The sequence below is a fragment of the Halobacteriovorax sp. BALOs_7 genome, from assembly GCF_003612895.1.
Taxonomy (GTDB): Bacteria; Bdellovibrionota; Bacteriovoracia; order Bacteriovoracales; family Bacteriovoracaceae; genus Halobacteriovorax_A; species Halobacteriovorax_A vibrionivorans.
The window spans coordinates 2,565,840-2,584,636 of the sequence record NZ_CP027772.1 but is presented as its reverse complement, the minus strand read 5'-3'; the positions used below and the strand labels follow the sequence as shown (position 1 = coordinate 2,584,636).

The window sequence follows — 18,797 nt, the reverse complement described above, 5'->3', positions numbered from 1 at the left end:
TATTGTCCTAGGCCGCCAACTTTTTTGGCCTAGGATCTACTCCCAAAAATTACTCTAAGTATCTAATTTTACTCTTTCACTCTTAATATCCTTAGTTAATTTCCAGATCTTACTTAAAATAGGTACATGGAAACTTTAAAAGAATTTAGACCAGACAGTATTAAGAAGTATTCAACGACAACGAAGAAGCTTCGCAAATCTAGAACAAAGTCGAAGAAGAGTAGTGCATCTATTTTTTCGACGTCAAATATAGCTCTTTTAGTGGGTGTTCTACTATTAGGTTATGGTAAGTATCAAAGTAGTATAAAACTTAAAAAGAAAAATCAAATCATCTCAAGTATGTCTCAAGAGCTTGATAAGCTTAAAATGGAAAAGATGAAATATATGGCCGATAAGAAAATTCAGGCCATTGCTAGTCAAACACTTGATAGTAAGAAAAGTCATATTGAGTCTTTAAAGGCCATCGTCGCTAAGAGTAAGAGTGACCTTACTAAAGTATCAAACGAATTATCGGAACTTAAAAAGCTAAAAATGACCGAGCTTCAATATAAGACTAAGCTTGCTCAAATAGAAAAGGATTACCAGCAAAGACTTGATGCTCACAATCTAGATAGTACTAGAACGATTAAAAAGATGGGACGTCAGATGATGGCCGAAGTTGATAAGATCAAAACAAGAGCACCTGCTTCAGCAAGTACTCATGTGGTAAATTATAAGTCATTTAAAAAAGTAAATAAGAGTCTTAAAGCTGTTCCTGCTAAATCAAGTCATGGTGATCTAGAGGTAGGAGAGTGGCACGATAGTAGTATGGAGTTTTAATTTCCATATTCAAAGCTAGCAATAGACTTTAAGGCCATATCTCGACGATAGATAATCTCATTTGGAAGTCCTCTGAGATCAACTTCTCGTGCTTCTTTCTTTATTGAATCGACAAGCTTTTTCAGATCCTTCTTAGTTTTACTGATAAAGAATATATCAAAGAAATCAATCGAGTTTCGATCAACTTTTACTTCACGTGAATGATTTAGGTAAATCACAAGGTTTTCTAAATAGAGTAGATTAACAATTGCCTGTTTTTCATTTGTGGCAACTTTCTTTAGATCCATTTTATGTAGATATGAGATAAAGTCCTTAATATTAATAATATCAATAAGTCGTGCGAAGCCAATTAGCTGAATGAGATCTCGTCGATAACATTCTTGTATATATTCTTCACATCGTTTTAATCTATCTTCTTCTTTTAGCTCACTTATTGTTTCTTGCGCTTTAGACGGATTAAGATAGTAATATGTTGGAAGAGTTATTGCTAAGAATAATACGAATACAGTAATAAATTTAATAACATCTGATAATTTATTTTTTATCATTAAAATATATCCCAAAACCAAATTTGATTTTACTCTTAGGGTCCTTTGGTTCAACGACCTTAATCATTACGCGACGATTAGGATTCCAAGCATTTGGATTCTTTTTCTTCTTAGCTTCAAAATCTTCTTCACTTAATAGTGGTTCAGAGTCACCTTTAGTAATTGCAAGTAGAGTCTTTGGTCCAAAACCATAGTACTCAAAGCGAGATAAGACTTTTGCTGCTCTAATTGCACCTATTTGCCAAGGACCATTTATTCCCTGAGTTCTACTTTCTTCCTTTGAGTCAGTGTGTCCTTCTATAATGATTCGATAATTTGGATTCTTTGTTCTAATAATATCAATCATCGTATCAAGTGATTCAATACTACTAGAGCTAAGCTCAACACTTCCTTCTTCAAACAGAATACTACTTGAAAATGAGATCACTAATTGATTGTCTACAATGGAGATTTTTGAATTCTTATCAAGCTCAGGATGTTTTGAAATTTCTTCCCAGATCTCATTGAGTTTTACTTCGGAGCTTTTGTACTTTCCTTTTTGGAATGATTTAGAAAGTTCATTTGCTTTCTTATTAAAGCCAACCGGATCATAATTAGCAAAGGCCATCATAAGAATGAAGAAACAAGCAATTAGTGTCATCATATCTGCATATGAGACTAGCCAACCGCCTTCATCATCTCCTCCGCCTTGCTGTGGTGCTTTCTTCTTTATTGCCATAATTAGCTCGCAGATTTCCAATCAAGTCTTTCATTAGGTGAAAGGAAAGAATTTAGTTCCTCGGCCACTAAAACTGGATTTGATTTTTCTAAAATATGCTTAACACCCTCAAGTACAATATTGTCTTTAGCTTCCATTTTTCTTTGAATTTCTTCAAGATTTTCTGAAATAGGGATAAAGCCTAGGTTTGCAATGATAACTCCATAAAGAGTTGTAATTAGACAAACTCCCATGGCCGGACCAATCATCTTCATGGCATCTTCACCACCAAGGTTTGCTAAAAGGACAATCATCCCAATAGTTGTTCCCATCATTCCAAATGCTGGAGGAAACTTTCCAAGAGTCTTAATCTTTCTTGTATCTTCACTTCTTAGTTGATTCATATTGTATGCACGTTGCTCAAGAATCTCGATAACTTTCTCTTTTGATAAAAAACCATCAGCAATTAACTCGAGTCCTTCTTTTAAAAATTCATCAGTTGCTTTACCTGGTAAGTTTTCTGCTGATTCACCCGATCGATATGCTTCACAAATCTGCATGATTTCTTTAATTACAGCAGGCGAGTCCACCATTTTTCCACCAAGAAATTGCTTGATAAATATCTTTAATAAACCACCAATTTTATTAAGTTGGAATGCAACAGATGTTGCTGCAAATGTCCCACCAAGAACAATAAATAGTGATGGACCATCAAAAAATAAATTTAAGTTATCAGAAGATAGCTTTAGGCCCGCAAAGAGGATCGCGGCAGAAATGATTAACCCAATGATTGAGAAAATATTCATTAAGAATTCCTTGTAAATAATTAATATTTCAAGTTAGATATCGGAACCTCTTAATATTACTTAAACACAATTTAAGAAATTCACGCCCCAGATTCTTTGCGCTTTATGAAAATATTCAAAAAATGGCCAAGACATCGACCATAAGCCGAGAGATAAGATCTCATCTCTAAGTAATTGAAACTATTGGTAGGTAAATAATTCCTTTGTATAGTCATCTGCCTGATTAACTGAATTTTCTAAATAAGATTACGATAGGTTTTATGAATTTTTAAACTAAATTTACTGGATTTACAAAAATTATGAAACAACTTCTATTTATATTAACAGTCCTGGCGCTACTTTCTTCTTGTATAGGGAAGGTTGAGGATGCGAACTCGAAAGAGACTAAGGGAATCAACTCTGGTGATACAGTACTGAACTTCGAAGGGATTGTTGAAGCAGTACCAATTGCTCCTGATAAAGTTGAGGTTTACTTTGCTCCGTCAACTGTAGATGCAGCTGAAGTTACTTATGTCATTAATTACGATGGAGCAGCAAACCCTATAACAGTGCCAGGTGAAACTCTCATACCAGACTATCGTGGATTACTTAGCTATACAGTAAAAGATTTAAATATTAACACCTCTTATCTATTCAATGTACAGGCCCAAGACAGTGACGGTGTTCAGTCTGTCAATGATGCCCTTCAAAGTGCTAAAACATTTTCAAATGAGACAGCAAACTTCTTTGGCGTCGGAAATGTTAGGAACCTATCTGGAGGGGACTCTAAAAACTCATTATTGGTAGAGTGGCCAGCTGCTGAAATTGTTGGTGGGTTTATTCCAGATGATGTCGACCCTTCAAAATACGAGGTAATTTTAATTAATTCTGACTTAGCAACACCTATTGCTTTTGATGATGACTCATTTTCACCACCAGCACGAATTGTAAATTATGTAAGTAGTTCAAAAGTTTCACAACAGATAAATGGACTATTACCTGGAACGATTTATTATGTAAGGGTACGAGCTATACATCACGGCTATAGCACATATGGAAGTGATCCAGACTATCTAAAAGAATCAAATAATCGCTACCTTATTGCGGAGACTTTAAGTGATGATGCATCTGAAATTAATGTTGATCTTGAAAGTTTAGAGGTTGAGGTTCCTGCAGACCAAACAGGTCGAACTTCATTAAACTTGTCTTGGTCTCAAGGTGTAGGTGCCATTGATCATTATCGAGTTTATTATAAAGAGAACTCAACTGGTTCAGGTTGGTCTATTTATAAAAATGGACGTGACGACATTTGTAATGGACAGGAAACAAGTGATCCTGCCTACTTCTGTAAGAAAGTATCTTTTGATGTTAACCAGACAAAGATAGTAGAACTTGAATCATATACTGATTACGAAGTATATCTTTTACTATGCTTAAATAGCACATGTACTCCAGGTAACTATATCGAGTACACGTCGTCAGGTGTACATCGTACAAGTCCTCCTAATGCATCATTCTCTGGAATTACTGAAATTAAAGGTCCAAAGAACTTTTGGGCATTAAATGAAGTATATCTTCAATATGATCCGGTTGATTTATCAACAGGTGTTTTAGACGGATTATTAGTTGAGGTTAAAGCTCGTTCAACAGGTGAGCCTTCTATTGATACATTTATCAACCATCCAGATACGAGTAATCCAACATCAATTTATAGTTCTGAAATTGATTTATTTAATGATGATGAAGTCTCTATTCGAGGTGTTGATATGAATGCATCTGAAGAATATTGTTTTTCACTTATTCCTTATGTCTACATCGACAATATCGTTACACCAAATCGTTCAAGTGAAGTTACAAGTTGTATTCTTCCTCGAATCGTTGCACCAACTGTTGAAGACTTTGGAGGATTTGTTGGTAATTTACAATTTGATGCCGGAACAGGCTCGAGCACTGTCTCATGGTTACCACCAGAAGAGGGTGTATTTGATCGTTATGTTATTTTTGTAAAAGTAACAGCTGGGCCATTTAGCTTTAGCGATGCAGTTAATGGCCATGCAGACTATTTACGTTATGAAATCGATTATACAGATATTAGCTTTACGCTTTCATTTATGCCTAGCGGTAACTATACGTTTGGTATTTTAACTTATTTATCACAAGAAGATTTATATTCTGAATATAATTCTGGCACTCAGACAGTGTCGATTCCTTAATGAGAAAGGTGTTTATTATAATGTTGAAAAGGATTTTTATTTCGATTTTACTAATGACTGCAATTACAAGTTGTATTGGTAAAGTTGAAGATGCAAATTTAGAAGAAGCAAGGAATGCTGAAAGTGGAAAGACGGCCATTTCATTTAGTGGTCTCACTAAAGTAATACCAATCTCACATGATAAGGTGGAGTTATATTTTTACCCAGCAATTGGGCCAACTTCAGAATTAACTTATTTAATTAAAATTAATAATTCAATCGTACCAATTGAGGTTAAGGCCGACTCCCTAATGCTAACAGATGAAGGCTTATATATCTTTACTGCAACAGGATTAGACGTAAATACAGATTATACGTTCTCTGTTGGAGTACGTGATGGACGAGATGGTAGTCAAAGTGCAAATGATCGTACATTAGCAACTCGAACTTTCTCAAACTATACAGCAGACTTTGCTGGAATTTCATCAGTTGAGCCTGTCGTCGGTTCTGCCGGTCAAAATTCTGTTACTGTTAAGTGGGTACCAGCTGTGACTTTGGGATCAACATTTAATGCTAAACCAAATGATCCAGTAGCTTATACAATTTCTTATATAGCAGCAGAAGATGGTGGTGTTTCAGATTTAATTCAAGATAACCATCCAGCAATTCAAAGAGAGCAAAACCCTAGTAGTTTATCATCTACTCCAAGTGGAAGTACAGAAAGAGAAAGAGTTATTACAGGTTTAATGCCAGGAAAGAAGTATTATTTCAGAGTAAGAGCAATACATAAAGCATATGCTTCATATGGAACTCTTGAAGGCTATAAAACTGAAAAGAATAATAAAGTAATGGCCGTGGATACATTATCGGCCGGAGGTTTATTTGATTGGAATACAAATTCACTTCAAGCAATAACACCTGATGGAGATGCTGGACTTTCAAAAATGGGATTTTCTTGGGTTAGCGCTGTTGGCCCATTTGCTGGTTATCGCTTTTATAATGTTAAAATGGCCGATGCTACAGACTCTCAGGCAATAGCTGAGTCTAATAGTGCAGCAGCAGCTGTTGATACAGTTTATGTTGATAACTTAAATGCCTCTTCTGATTATGAAACTTTAGCTGCTGATGACTTATCTACAGATATTATCAATCTTGATAGTTATGCTTATTACCGTGCTTTCTTAGTCGCTTGTCGAACTATTACATGTGGAGATGGAGAAAGAATTATTGGTAATCCTGTCTTGTATAGAGTGGTTCCTAAAATGGCTTCATTTTCAGGTATTTTAAAAATTAATAGTCCTCAAGACATTGCAAACTTAAACCAAATTAAAATCCAATTTGATGCCCCTGTTATTGAGACTGGTTATATTAATGAATTTGATATTTATTGTTACGAAAGCTCTACGGATAATTCACCAACTGTTCTTAATTACAATGTTGCAAATACAAGTGGAAAACCCGGTTGTAATGGTCTGACACGATTAGAGCCAACACCTAGCTATAATGGTTTTTCTACTTTCAATGAGATTACGATACAGTCAAACTTCTTTGCTCCAGGTGATACTGTCGCTGATAGAGAGTATTGTTTTTCTGCTGTTCCACGAATCGTTGGGACCAATTATACAAATAGCGATTTAGAAAATGCCATTATTAGATGTGTAACACCAGTTATTAAAGTTCCAACTATTGATGATTTTCCAGGCGTAAATACAAACACATGTACAATGGGAACTGATACTTTAGATGTATCTTGGAATGCTCCTACAAATGGTATTTACGATAGCTATGTACTTTTTTATCGAGAAAATGACGGTACAGATTTTAAGTTTTCAGATGCTCTTGCTGGTGATGCTAGCTATACTCGTGTGGATAGTATTACAGCAACTAATTATACAATACCATCTTTAATTCCTGGTAAAACTTATCAATTTGGTGTGCTTCCTTACGTTACAATGGGAACTCCTATTTATGGAGAGTTCAATGTTGGAGTTGGTAATTGTACAATACCAATCCCTAATCCTCGTTTTGAAGAATGGGTTGATATTTTTGCTGTTGGACCTAAGGCCGATGGACTAATTACGCCTACTGGACCAGATAGACAAAAAGAATACTTATTCGAAACTCTTAATAAATACGGTCAGCCTCTTGAGGTAGAAATTGTTGATGGAACATATGGGCCGACTTCTGCATTTGAAGATCAGTTTGGTCAAATCAACGGCTCAAATATCTTTAATGGGGCCTATGGTTCTAAAGACGGTGATGTTAGTAACGGTGTTCATCAGTATTCAAATTCTGGGATGATCCGTATCGCTTGGAAGGATATTACTTTTAATTCTGGCTCTTCAACAATGTCAGATATGATTACGACATATGAAACAGGTGCAATTAAGAGGGATCGAGAAGTCGGATATCGTGTTTATCGTTCAGATGATAATCAATTAACTTGGAAGGATATCACTTCTGATGACTTTGAATTTCAAACTGTTGCTAATAAAGGTTTACTACATCCTGAGGACTATTCAGAAAGAAAGAGATCAAATGCAGCTGTTGATACATTCAAGGCAGTAATGTTTACAGATTATTCAGTAAAAAGCTTACGTGATGAGAATGAATTTAATAGAGCTCGAATTTATTATTATAAAGTTGTTCCTGTATTTAAGGGGAGTGAGCTTGAATATGATCGAGAAAACGAAAATCCACAGCATATTATAAAAGTTGTTCTACCTCCTGAGAATATGGCCTTAGTTCATCGTTTAATGGCCAATCGTCAAACATGTATGGAAGTAGGTAAGGATCATACAACAGATGTTAGCCAATACTACACATGTAGCTGGAATGGTGTTGGGGCCAGAGGCTTAAGTACTCCATGGATTAATGGTACTACTGTATACGATTTTGGACCTTCAATGTTAATTGATCGCTTTGAATTAGGTTGTAACTTCACAAGAGGTGATTATGGAAATGAATCCAGTAATCTTTCTGGCGCTCCTTTTGACTTCTTTGGATTAAATGATAATGGAACAAAGTTTAAAGGTTGTTTCAATCCTTTTGGAAGTAGTGGTACAAATCAAACAAGTGGACCTGATCATCCTGCCCCTGGTGCATCTTATGCCGATCGACGTCAGTACCGAGTTGGTGATTGTATAGGCGATGATAGCACGATGATGTTTCCTGGAGATAGTACGTGTAGTAATCCTGCAACTTCACTTTTTAGAAGATTTTCTGCACCAGGAACACCTGATAGTACTAATTTTCAAGATTGTAGTGATGCAGATCAAATTGCAATGAATTTCTTTAATCCATATGGTGATTCAAGTTCTTATAATGGAACGGCAACGCAAAGTGAATTTGCGGCAGTTTTCTATAATCGAAATGGAACTAACTCTATCTATGATCAAAGCACGTATGGGTACTATCGTGGAGCTGGTGGTGCCGCAAATATGGACAGCAATAATATTAGTCTATCTTATAAGAATGCACCATCAAGATGTTTAATTAATATTCCTGTCCAAGATAATTCTATTGGCGCAATGGGAAGTGGGCGCTTAAAGTCACGTTGGTTACCTGTAAATAAGCTTAATCGCTTAAGGCATAATGGAACTGACGTCGATATAATGAATTCAACTCTAAATGAAGTTATTTCAAATAACTCTCTATATGATTCAGGTGCTAACTCTGTGCCTAACTCGACTTATTTAGATCTTGCAGGATCTTCTCGATACCGAGGGGATACAAAAGTTGCAAGAATCTTTTCTTCGAATGATTCTAAATTACCAGCTCTGACTGGTCTATCTCAAGAGCAATCAAATGCCGTCTGTGAAGCTTATACCGTCAAAGTTGGTACTTATAATGATGATTCAAATACTTTTACTCAGGTAGGTAGTGATAGACAAAAGCGTTTAATGAGAAGAACAGAAGGAATCGTTGCAAATCGATATCCTAAGGACTTTGACGATCTCTTAATTGATAGCCTTGAAAAAGGTACATTTGTACAAACTGCAGAAACATCTGGTGTTAGTTTAAACTCTTCTTGTAATGTGGAAGGAAGAGATATTGAAGATGGAGTTCATTATTGGGAAACGTATTCTGGTGAGTCCATACAGACAAGATACACTTCAAATTTAAATGGAAGTTCTGCGAATCCTAGTAATCCTTCATTTATGACTGGATCAAGCTTTTACGATGCTGATGGACAATTTCATAGTACGCAATCATGTATATCTCGCTTTGGTTTACAGGATGTGATTGGAAATCTTGCAGAGTTTTCTTCTGAGCAATTCTATTGTGACTTCAGCGGAGAACAACTAATGGTTGGAGGTGGTGCACCTTCAAATTCAATCTCTGTTGGTAGTGGTGCAACCTATGATAGCTCTTTGACAGCATGGGTTCAATCTTCTCCAGATACTGGGAGATGTTCAGTTTCTGAACTTGGGTCTTTGAGATCAAATACACATAGTGTTAGTGGAACACAAATTCCGATATTTGATATTTTTGGAAATGTTAATACAGGTGTTGTTGGACAAGAAAATATACTCGACAATAGCTCAATTGGCTTTTTAAGAAACGGCGGAGATGGATTCTTTTTTGATTTTGGACAAACAAACTTTGCTCCTCCATTGTCAGATAATGATACGATGTCATTATTCTGGACTGATAATGTTAAATCTCGTGCTAGAGATATTGGAGCTGATCCAAGACGTGGCCGTTACTTTAGTCCTATTTTTGGAATGCCTCTTGAGTGTCAAGGATCTGTTTGTAATACAAGTGATGACAATAAATCAATTACACTTGATGAATTCGTTACCTCATTTTCACTTCTTCCTTCTGAATTCACAATCTCTGATTTTCCAGTAGGTAATAGTCAGATTTTTTCAGATGGTATGTCTGAAATTAATGTGAATATTAATGAATACAAATCACCTGATACATATGCATATTCATATAACTTTATTCAATCAGTTGATGCTGGTACAGGAACATCGACAACTTATGCAGATAATAATGGAGGAGCATTAAAGTCCTCTCTTGATAATGACGGAGTCTCTGCAAATCGTGTCTGGTGGAGAGTTAATCGAGGTCGTATGAATATTCAAAACTTTGGTAGTTCAAAGGATGAAAGAACAGGTCGCTACAATGCCTTTATTAGAGGTGTGAGTGAATCAAATGAATCAGCTTATACAACTGTCGGTATACGTTGTGCAGTAAGAATTGAAGAAAGTAATGAATAAATAAAAGAAAAATTATGGTACGTATGCTCTATATCTTAACATTCATAACTCTTTTGGTGTCATCTTGTACACCGGTAGAGAAAGCTTCTGAAACAGCATCTATTTTGAATGATGGTGTTTATAAGCCTGTTGAATTTGAAATCATCGGTGGATTAGAGCGAGGTGAGTTCCTATTAGGTGGAAGTGGCGACGACATTTACATACGCATTAAGAATAATACAACTTATAATTTGACTGATGTCGCTTTAAATATTGATGAAAACTCATCTGCAGCCGTTAAGTTCTTTCCTGAAGATGATGGAAACGTTGCAAGTCCTGGATTTGGAGGAACTTGTGGAGTTATCGTTACTCCTGGGCAAGAATGTACTTTTCGTCTCTTTTATGGGGCAACAGTATCCGGTTCACATACTCAACCTCTTGACTTTGTTTATAAGACACTTGTTGATGAATATTCGGTAACAAAAAGCTTATCATTTTTTACAGGGACTGCAGCTTCACTCGTATTTGCTGAAGATGAAATTAATTACTCTTTTGGCGTTGTAGAAAGAACTGAGCCCGAAGTACTTAGAAAAACTCTCGTTGTAAGAAATGCTGGTGAGTTAACGGCCAGAGGTATTGCTATTACAAAGAATGACAATACGGCCTCAGGTGCATTTACAATGTTAAATAATACTTGTGGCATGGAACTAAAGAGTGAAGAAACTTGTCAGTTTGATGTCGAATTCATTCCAAAGAACTATGGTGTTGGTGCTCCTGACGGTAACGTTGACTTAGATTATACTTCTAATATTAGATTTGATTATAATCGTGATCCAGAAGGTGGGATTAGTGCTCTTAATGTTTACTTCGATGCTGTCTCAACTACAATTGAAGGTCGAATTGCTATTGGCGGTCTACCAAATCTTGAATTTGAAGATATAGTCGTTGGAAACCTTGATGATCTAACAATTAAAATCACAAATAAAGGTTATAAAGAAGCGATTATATCTAGTATTGATATTCGTGATCCTTCAAATAATCTTGTTGCTCGATGTATAAGAGATGGTAGTGCACTTCTATCTTGCCGCAGTCCTCTTAGTGATTTGACTGATCCGGCTAACGAGTTATCTCTTCCTGATAACCCTTTTAAAATTACCGATACTGCAAATTGTGTAACGGATGTTTCAACTATTGGATATAGTAGAAATCCTGATGGAACTCTTGATACTGCTGGCATACGTGAAGTTGGTGGGCGCACTATTGAAGCACCAGGAGAGTCATGCTTTTTTAATATTGTATTTCATCCAAGTGTAACTTTTGAAACTGATGGTAATTTTAATAATTATAAACTCAATGTAAGATTTGATAGTACTTGGAAAGATGGGATCCATATATTTAATGATCAGAGTTCTGATGAGAACAATTTCTGGTTTGATGTCGCTGAATATTATTCTGCGGCAAAACTATCTTTTGATAATATTGAATATCGAGACCTCACTTATACTAATCAGGATCCAACTGATAATGGTCTATTTGAGTTTAATTTAGGTCGAGTCTCTTTGATTGCTGATTCAAATTACAAAAGTCGAATGAAGATCAGAGTTTTAAATACAGGGACAACTGTAGGAGAAATTACATCTGTATCGGATGGAGCATCTCCAACTCCAAATACAATTACTGAATCAAGTTATCATTTCAATACTTATTATCAAAATGTTAAGCATTCAAACTGTGAATACTTAGCTGGTGGTAATGGTCAATGTGATATTTTATTTGATTTAAATCCACTTGCTTCTTCTAATCCAGATAGTGCAGCAGCAGAATTAGAAGAGAATGGTGCAATGTATGACCATATGGGAGTATTCCCAGACCGTTATAAAATTTTCCGTATTAAGTACACAGACGGAACCACTTATAACGATGATATGTCACTACGTTCAGAACAAGAAATTGAAATGAGGCTAAAGGCCTTACTTGTTAGAAAAGGCTTTCTTGCATTTAGTGATTATTCAATGACTGCTGGAACAACAATGTCTATCCCTGCCACAACGGACACAAAGTATTTCCATATGAAATTGGAAAATGTTGGAACGGGTGGGATTACTTATATTAATATGCGTGATCCGATTAACTTTCCAGGTCATCCAAGTTGGAGTCCTTCAGCTTCAACAAATCAAAGGCCTTATCGTATTATTGATAACCCAACAAGTGCTCTTATCAGTGGTGCAGATAAAGACTGCTATGATATTTTAGATTTTGGTGGAATGAATGGACCTGTCTCTGTAACACCAGGTAATAATGCACCTTCTCTTCTATCTCCAGGAGAGATCTGTACTCTAACTTTTGAAATAAAGAGAAACTCTGTCGATAAGATAGGTGAGTCTTACTATAATAATGCTGATCGAAGATGGTTAAGAGAGTTTGATACTGATACGAACGGTACAAATGATGCTAGAACATTTAATAGTAATATAACAGGTGAAACAAGCTTTTCATTTGAATTCTACGATGGTGATGGAATAGCTGATGCAGCAACAGGTTATACTCCGTCTTTAAGTGGACATGGGGGATTATCAGCAACTTCTCAATATCCAATGCGTAGTGGTTCTCGTTCTCCTGCTCGATTAGTTCCTGATGCGCCTGAGCCTATGATTAGTGCTCTTTTATGGAGACAGGCCATTAGTCTTCCGAGTCAAGCACCTCTTGCTGGAGAATGGGGAAATACTTTAGCTGCCACAACTATGCCTGCAATGTATCGAGATCTTTCAAAGAATCAGGCCGCTCCTCCAATCTCTTATGCATTATCTAACTCTATAAATAGAATTGCACCTGAGCTTGATACAAGTTTTGATTATGTATTCTATGGTGGAACTTACTATGCTAATGAAGCAAATGTTGTTTCAATGAGGCTTTCAAATAGTGGTGTTCTTCCTGCAAGATCACTTTCATATTCAATTACGGGAGATAGTGAAATAACACTCAATCAGACAACTGGTTATATCTCTGGAAATTCACAAGGTATATTAAAATTAAACTTTGCACCAACTGCACCGGGACTATATCTAGCTACAGTTGACGTTGATTATCTCGATAGCTCTCAAACTTTGATTGATCGAGATACGTATTCTTATAATGACAATATCAAAACATTAACGATATCAGTCGTCTTAGAAGCGGTTGCGGCAACTAATGGAAGACTGAGTGTAACTTCTCAGCCTTTTGAAGTTTTATATGATGAGGCAACTGACTCACATACTGAAAATCTTCTTCCAGATTCATCTAGTCATATTTTAAAAATGAACGAACTTGATACAAGTACTTATGCTGTAATTGAAGCAGTACGTGGCTCAAGAGTTTATGCAAAAACTAGATTCTTTGCTGAAAACACTGGATCAACAACAATTACAGATTTGAATTTCAATATTAAAACCGGAGCAGGAGCCTCTGTACATGCAAATATTTCAGGTGGATTAGGTTATATTCTAGAAAGTTCAACATGTACTGGCCCACTGGCACCAGGAGCTACTTGTTACTTTGACATTAAGCATAATGCTTCCTTGAGTGAGCCTAACCAAACTACCAGAGTAGGGGTTCTATCTTATGATCTAGGTTCAGATCAGTATTATAGTGAAATGTTTCAGATAGAATTTCTTGCTGTTGATCCAGCGAAAGTAGAAATAGGAAGTATTTCGACAAATAATATCGTTGATGAAAATGGTGGCTTCATTCAAGATGCTTTCCCAATTGATATTGGTTTTTATGATGATACTAACCACCCTCTTCTCACTACATATCCGGGGGGAACAGTAGTAAAAAATGTAAACCTTCAAAATCCAAAAGCTGAAAAAGCAAGTTTCTTAAAGCAGTATCGTAACTATGTTGGTGATCAAAATGCAGTGATTCCAGCTGGAGTTTATCATACTATTTATAACACAGGCTCAATTCAGATCGAGGCCAATCGAGCATGCTTTTACGGGGATGATGAAGGTGGCCCACTTTCTGTTGATGAATGGGGATTTAATCAATCGACAGGAGCAAATTGTATATTCAGAATTACATATAATTTTGATGAATCATATGTTGGTCAAAAGATACCAGAGTCTGAGAATTATGCTGTTTTAGAATATTACGATAGTAAGCGTGCATCGAGTACAACGATGCCAATTTATATAACAGGATTTGTTGAACCAAATAGAAGCTCTGTTGGTGATGACTCAATTACTAATGTAAGTGTAACTTCTGAAGGTGAGGTCTACTTAGAATGGGAAGCGTTTACTCCTTCTAATATAAACTGGGGAAGTATACTTCGTTATCGAGTATTCTATTCACAACTTTCAAATAGCTTTGATAATATCTTTGATGCTTCAGGTGTTGATTATTTTGATACTGTTGGAAATGAAACGTATATAACACTTACCGGGCTTGCTCCTAGTCGTTTCCACTATATTTATATTGCAGCTGTGAGACAAACTCCTGGTGGAACGGAATACTTATCTGTAGCGCCAACAATGACGACGAAAGAAATTGTGGTACCAGATGAAACTGCAATTTACGACTATGAGAGTAAAATGATTATTGACCGATATGCTCTACCATACGGATCTGGCGTACCTGATTTTGCTAATAAAGAAAGTGCAAGGCAGTCGTGTGCAGCATCAAGTCGCACAATTAAAAAGCAGGGTGTAAATCGAACAAAGTACAAGTCTTTAATTGATTATAATGATTACTTATTAATTAATTCAGATAGCAACAATAGTGACTATATGTTCTACGCATTTCCTCATTGGTTAGATGATGAAGCAACAGATGTAGAACCTCTATTTTCTCCAGACTTTAATTGTAGTGAAACTAGTAAATACAATAGTGTTGATAATATTATGTATGTTAAAGATTGTGATACTTGTGCGTGTAATATCCTATCAATGATTGTTGGTGGAGATATGTTCCCGATGGATTCAGTCGTCTATACGTATGATGACTTCAACGGGGCCGCTCGATGTAAGATTAAGCAGTCAGATTTCTAAAAATCATCTCTAAGTAATCGTTTTTATTTAAGAGATAAATTTTCCTGATTAAAATAAATTTAGTTTTAAAATATAATGGTGATTGATGAGAGTGTTCAATTTTCTCACATTCACCATTTTGTTTGTATTCTGCGTTAAGGGGTTTGCAGACGTACGTCCGTACATGTCCTTAAAGCTTGATGGACTCAATGATTTAGAACAGGTGGATAAGCGTTTCCTACGTAAGTCTGCCTTGGAAATTATTCTGGCCTCAAATGAGTTTGAGGTCCTTTTAAACGAAAATAGTACACATTCAGTATTTGAAATAAATAACTATGTACTCATCGCTAAAGCTGATCGTAACAAAGATAGGGGATATAGGCTTAATTATTCTTTAAGAAATATTTCTGCAAAGAAGACAATTGCATCTGTTAAGAGAACTTCAATTGATCGCAAGCGTCTCCAACTGGAATCTCGACGAATGCTATATGAGCTCTTCTATGGAGAGAACTTTGATCTCTCAACTAATGAGCTAAAGGTAAATAAACTTAGAAAAGAGCTTATTGTAGATATTGAAAAGTCTCAGAATGACTCGCTAGGCCCTGAGATCGATACACCGCCATCTGAAAGCGTTGATACAACTGATAATAAGGAAAATGAAGCAGCAGTTAAAACAGAAAGTTCAAAAGTTGTTAAAGAGGAAGACGAATTAAAAGTTGCATCTAAAAAGAAGAAAAAGAGAAAGTCAAAAAAAGAGACAGCCAAAATTAGTGAGTTTAAGTCACCAAATCTTGATTTACGTAGAAATATTAAGCGTGAAGAGAAGAAGGCCAGTAAGTTAACATTAATTCCAGATAGCTTCTACGCAATCGGTTACTTAAAAGAAACAACAAATGCAAATAACCTTGTTAGTGAAGGCGAAGAGGTGAAGTCATTAACAAATCTATCTAGTATTAATATCACTTATTTGAGTAATATTAAGATTGAGGAATGGGATGAGTACTTCAGTGTTGGAGGAGCATTCTCTTCTATTCTAAGTGAAAACCCTTACGGCATTGCCCCTCGCTTCTCTCTATATGGCTCATATAATAAAACTTTATTCACAAACACATTCTTTGGATCTGTTGATATTGAATATGAAAAGATCAGCTTCGCTAGTATTTCTGATCGTGGAGCAGGCTTGAAGGGCTTTGCAAATTCAACATTGTGGGCCGGTGTTGGGCTTAAGTATATTGATGAGATGTGGGGAAAAAAAGTGGTAACTCAAGGCTTTTATAAGAAAGCGCTTGTAGGTTCATCTGATTTAAGTAGCGATGGAAATAGTGTTGTGATTGAAGGAACAAAATTGACATTAGATATGAGTGTTAATTTTTATAAGAAGTTTGGAGCTGGACTATTTCTTGAGATGGCTAGCTTTAGCTCAACATCAAGTAAAGTGTTTAATACAGAACACCAAGTTGCTGGTGTTCGACTTGTTTATAATTAGGGAACTTTTGTGGATTTATTAGAAAAGGTTGAAGGTATTTTAAATGAGAGTGAGCATCGTTCCAAGAACGTTGTTGACGAAACTTTGATTTACTTTGGTGATAATTACAATAAAACAGAACTCGATCTTAATGAGTATTCTAAACGCTTACTAAAAATTAGTTTGTATCTATTTCAGCAAAGTGGTGTGGAACTTACTACAAATATCTTAAAGAGTTGTCGTGAGAATGAAATTTTAAACGCAATTAAGTCATATCAATTCTTTGCTGCAGAAATTGTAAAACTTAGCTCTGGGTTTAAATATTTAGAAAAGGTAAACCTATATGTTACGCCAACGGCTTTATCTTTACGATTGTTTGACTGTGGCGTTTCAAATGAAATTGTCGATGAAAAAATTAATAATCTTGTGAGAAACTTCAATGTAAATGGTGTAGCAATTGCTAAATACGAAGGTGAAACAGGATCAAATAAATTAATAATTAAACTAAATTATAAGAACCTTGAAAGAGTAAATAAAATTTTCAACAAGAAAGAGGTCGTTTGTGATGGAATTATTTAAGTCAAGTCGAACAGTGAAGAGTGATAATGAGGCGAGTGAAAAAGGGATAGATCTTTTTAAAAACCTATCTGGACTTGGAATCGTAGTAATTGATGATAACGACATCATTTTAAAAGCTAATAAAGTTTTCACAAAAATGTTTAGTGAAGTCGATGCTATAGGCTTGGCCTGGGAAAAATTCTTACAGTGTAACTTTAAGAAGGAACGAGCTAACAAATCAATGCCACAAATTTTCAAATATAAGAACGATATTCATAGTGATTTTATTATGCAAACTAGCATGGATAGAGAGACCGGGTATCGTTATTGTTGGGTATACAAAATCAATTCTCAATTATTAAATAATATTGCACAGAATAGAACGATGTTAATGGAATCAAAGAAGTTTGATGTATTCAATTATCTAGAGGATTCTATCTATAAGAAGAGCATTCGTTGGGAAAATTCTAGTTTAAAGTTACTTGAAACAACTTATGCAGATGAAGCATATCTTTATTCTAGTAACAAGGATGCACGTCGCTTAATTGATGACTATGTTGAATTAGTTTATTCAGTTATTAATTTAAAAGATATTAAAAGTCATGCAAATCTAATCTTAAAAAGAGAAGGTCAGTCTCTATTAATCAGTGCAAGGATTGAGGATTTTAATTTCCAGCTTTCAGATTTTCAGACAAGACTAAAGTGGAATGGCGCAAGTCTTAAGCTTTCTGAAATTTGTCATGAAATCGAGCATCGATTAGAAGAATTATATGTTTCAGTTACACTTAAGAATAGAAAAGAGAATGATAAGTCATCATTGTTTATCGAATTAAATGTTGCCGATGTTGATGGAGTTCAATGGCATAAAGCTGATAACAAGGTAAGTGATGTATAGCATTTTAAAAATCACTTTCTTATTCTCACTATCATTTTGTGTTTTAGCTACTCAGAAATTTTATAACAGCGCAAGTGTGTCTTTAGGGATGATGAATCATTCTGTAACACCAAATGAAAGTGCTCTTGTGAGTACGGATGGAAGTGGCTCCTCTGATGAATCAGCTGAAGCAGCTGCGGCTGCTGTATCGGCAATTTCTCTTCAAGTTAACTGGGAATTTAAGTCAGAACTTACAAAAAGTTATTATGTAAGTGGTGTTCTTCCTATGATGTCGGCTGAAGGAACTGGTGTTTACTCAGCTGTGGTAGGGATTAATTGGTATTTTGGCGAGATCGGTACAAAGTATTCTTATACTAATGGTGGTCAAACACTAACGATTACTCCTTCAAGTAAATATTACTGGGGAGCATTTGTTGGTCCTGGTTATGTTGTCTACAACACTGAGTCAGCTAAGTTTACAGACATATTCTTTGATCTAGGTGTAAATCTTGGTGGATTTTGGCGCTGGGGAAAGGATCGAGGAATAAGGGCCGAAGCAACTGTTGGTCGAGCAACAGGAATCAACACAACGGGAATTAAAATGGGGGTCTTTGTAGGTATAAGCCAATATCTATAAAGGATTAATTTT

11 protein-coding genes are annotated in these 18,797 nt (G+C 35.6%); 8 read left to right on the top strand and 3 right to left on the bottom strand.

Going from position 1 to position 18,797, the window contains the following annotated elements:
* The first annotated feature begins 126 nt into the window (after positions 1-126).
* Complete coding sequence (locus tag BALOs_RS12345; RefSeq protein WP_120405326.1) at positions 127-819, top strand: hypothetical protein; 693 nt, start codon at positions 127-129, stop codon at positions 817-819.
* Here the strand turns inward: BALOs_RS12345 and BALOs_RS12340 are convergent.
* From BALOs_RS12340 to BALOs_RS12330, 3 genes are read right to left on the bottom strand one after another with little or no spacing between them, the layout of a single operon-like run.
* Complete coding sequence (locus BALOs_RS12340; protein WP_120405325.1) at positions 816-1,367, bottom strand: hypothetical protein; 552 nt, start codon at positions 1,365-1,367, stop codon at positions 816-818. The two genes, BALOs_RS12345 and BALOs_RS12340, sit on opposite strands and share 4 nt — an antisense overlap.
* Positions 1,354-2,085, bottom strand: a complete 732-nt coding sequence (locus BALOs_RS12335) for a flagellar motor protein MotB (protein WP_120405324.1) — start codon at positions 2,083-2,085, stop codon at positions 1,354-1,356. The genes BALOs_RS12340 and BALOs_RS12335 overlap by 14 nt, the downstream gene beginning before the upstream one ends.
* A gap of 2 nt (positions 2,086-2,087) precedes the next feature.
* On the bottom strand, positions 2,088-2,870 hold the full coding sequence (locus BALOs_RS12330) for a motility protein A (protein WP_120405323.1): 783 nt from the start codon (positions 2,868-2,870) through the stop codon (positions 2,088-2,090).
* A gap of 299 nt (positions 2,871-3,169) precedes the next feature.
* Here BALOs_RS12330 and BALOs_RS12325 point away from each other — a divergent pair, with 299 nt between their 5' ends.
* The 7 genes from BALOs_RS12325 to BALOs_RS12295 all read left to right on the top strand — a co-directional run bounded on the left by BALOs_RS12325 (position 3,170) and on the right by BALOs_RS12295 (position 18,785).
* The gene (locus BALOs_RS12325) at positions 3,170-5,062 is read left to right on the top strand and encodes a hypothetical protein (RefSeq protein WP_120405322.1); all 1,893 of its coding nucleotides are present in this window, start codon (positions 3,170-3,172) and stop codon (positions 5,060-5,062) included.
* A gap of 53 nt (positions 5,063-5,115) precedes the next feature.
* The gene (locus tag BALOs_RS12320) at positions 5,116-10,269 is read left to right on the top strand and encodes a fibronectin type III domain-containing protein (protein ID WP_162929682.1); all 5,154 of its coding nucleotides are present in this window, start codon (positions 5,116-5,118) and stop codon (positions 10,267-10,269) included.
* 14 nt (positions 10,270-10,283) lie between these two features.
* Positions 10,284-15,272 (top strand): fibronectin type III domain-containing protein, encoded by a 4,989-nt coding sequence (locus BALOs_RS12315; protein WP_120405320.1) that lies wholly within the window; start codon positions 10,284-10,286, stop codon positions 15,270-15,272.
* Between the two features lie 163 nt (positions 15,273-15,435).
* Complete coding sequence (locus tag BALOs_RS12310; protein ID WP_120405319.1) at positions 15,436-16,737, top strand: hypothetical protein; 1,302 nt, start codon at positions 15,436-15,438, stop codon at positions 16,735-16,737.
* 9 nt (positions 16,738-16,746) lie between these two features.
* A complete protein-coding gene (locus BALOs_RS12305) occupies positions 16,747-17,295 on the top strand; it encodes a hypothetical protein (RefSeq protein WP_120405318.1) in 549 nt (182 codons plus the stop codon).
* Positions 17,282-18,169: a hypothetical protein gene (locus BALOs_RS12300; protein ID WP_120405317.1), complete on the top strand. Its 888-nt coding sequence runs from the start codon at positions 17,282-17,284 to the stop codon at positions 18,167-18,169. Before BALOs_RS12305 ends, BALOs_RS12300 begins: the two co-directional genes overlap by 14 nt.
* The gene (locus tag BALOs_RS12295; RefSeq protein ID WP_162929681.1) at positions 18,159-18,785 is read left to right on the top strand and encodes a hypothetical protein; all 627 of its coding nucleotides are present in this window, start codon (positions 18,159-18,161) and stop codon (positions 18,783-18,785) included. The genes BALOs_RS12300 and BALOs_RS12295 overlap by 11 nt, the downstream gene beginning before the upstream one ends.
* Positions 18,786-18,797: the final 12 nt, after the last annotated feature.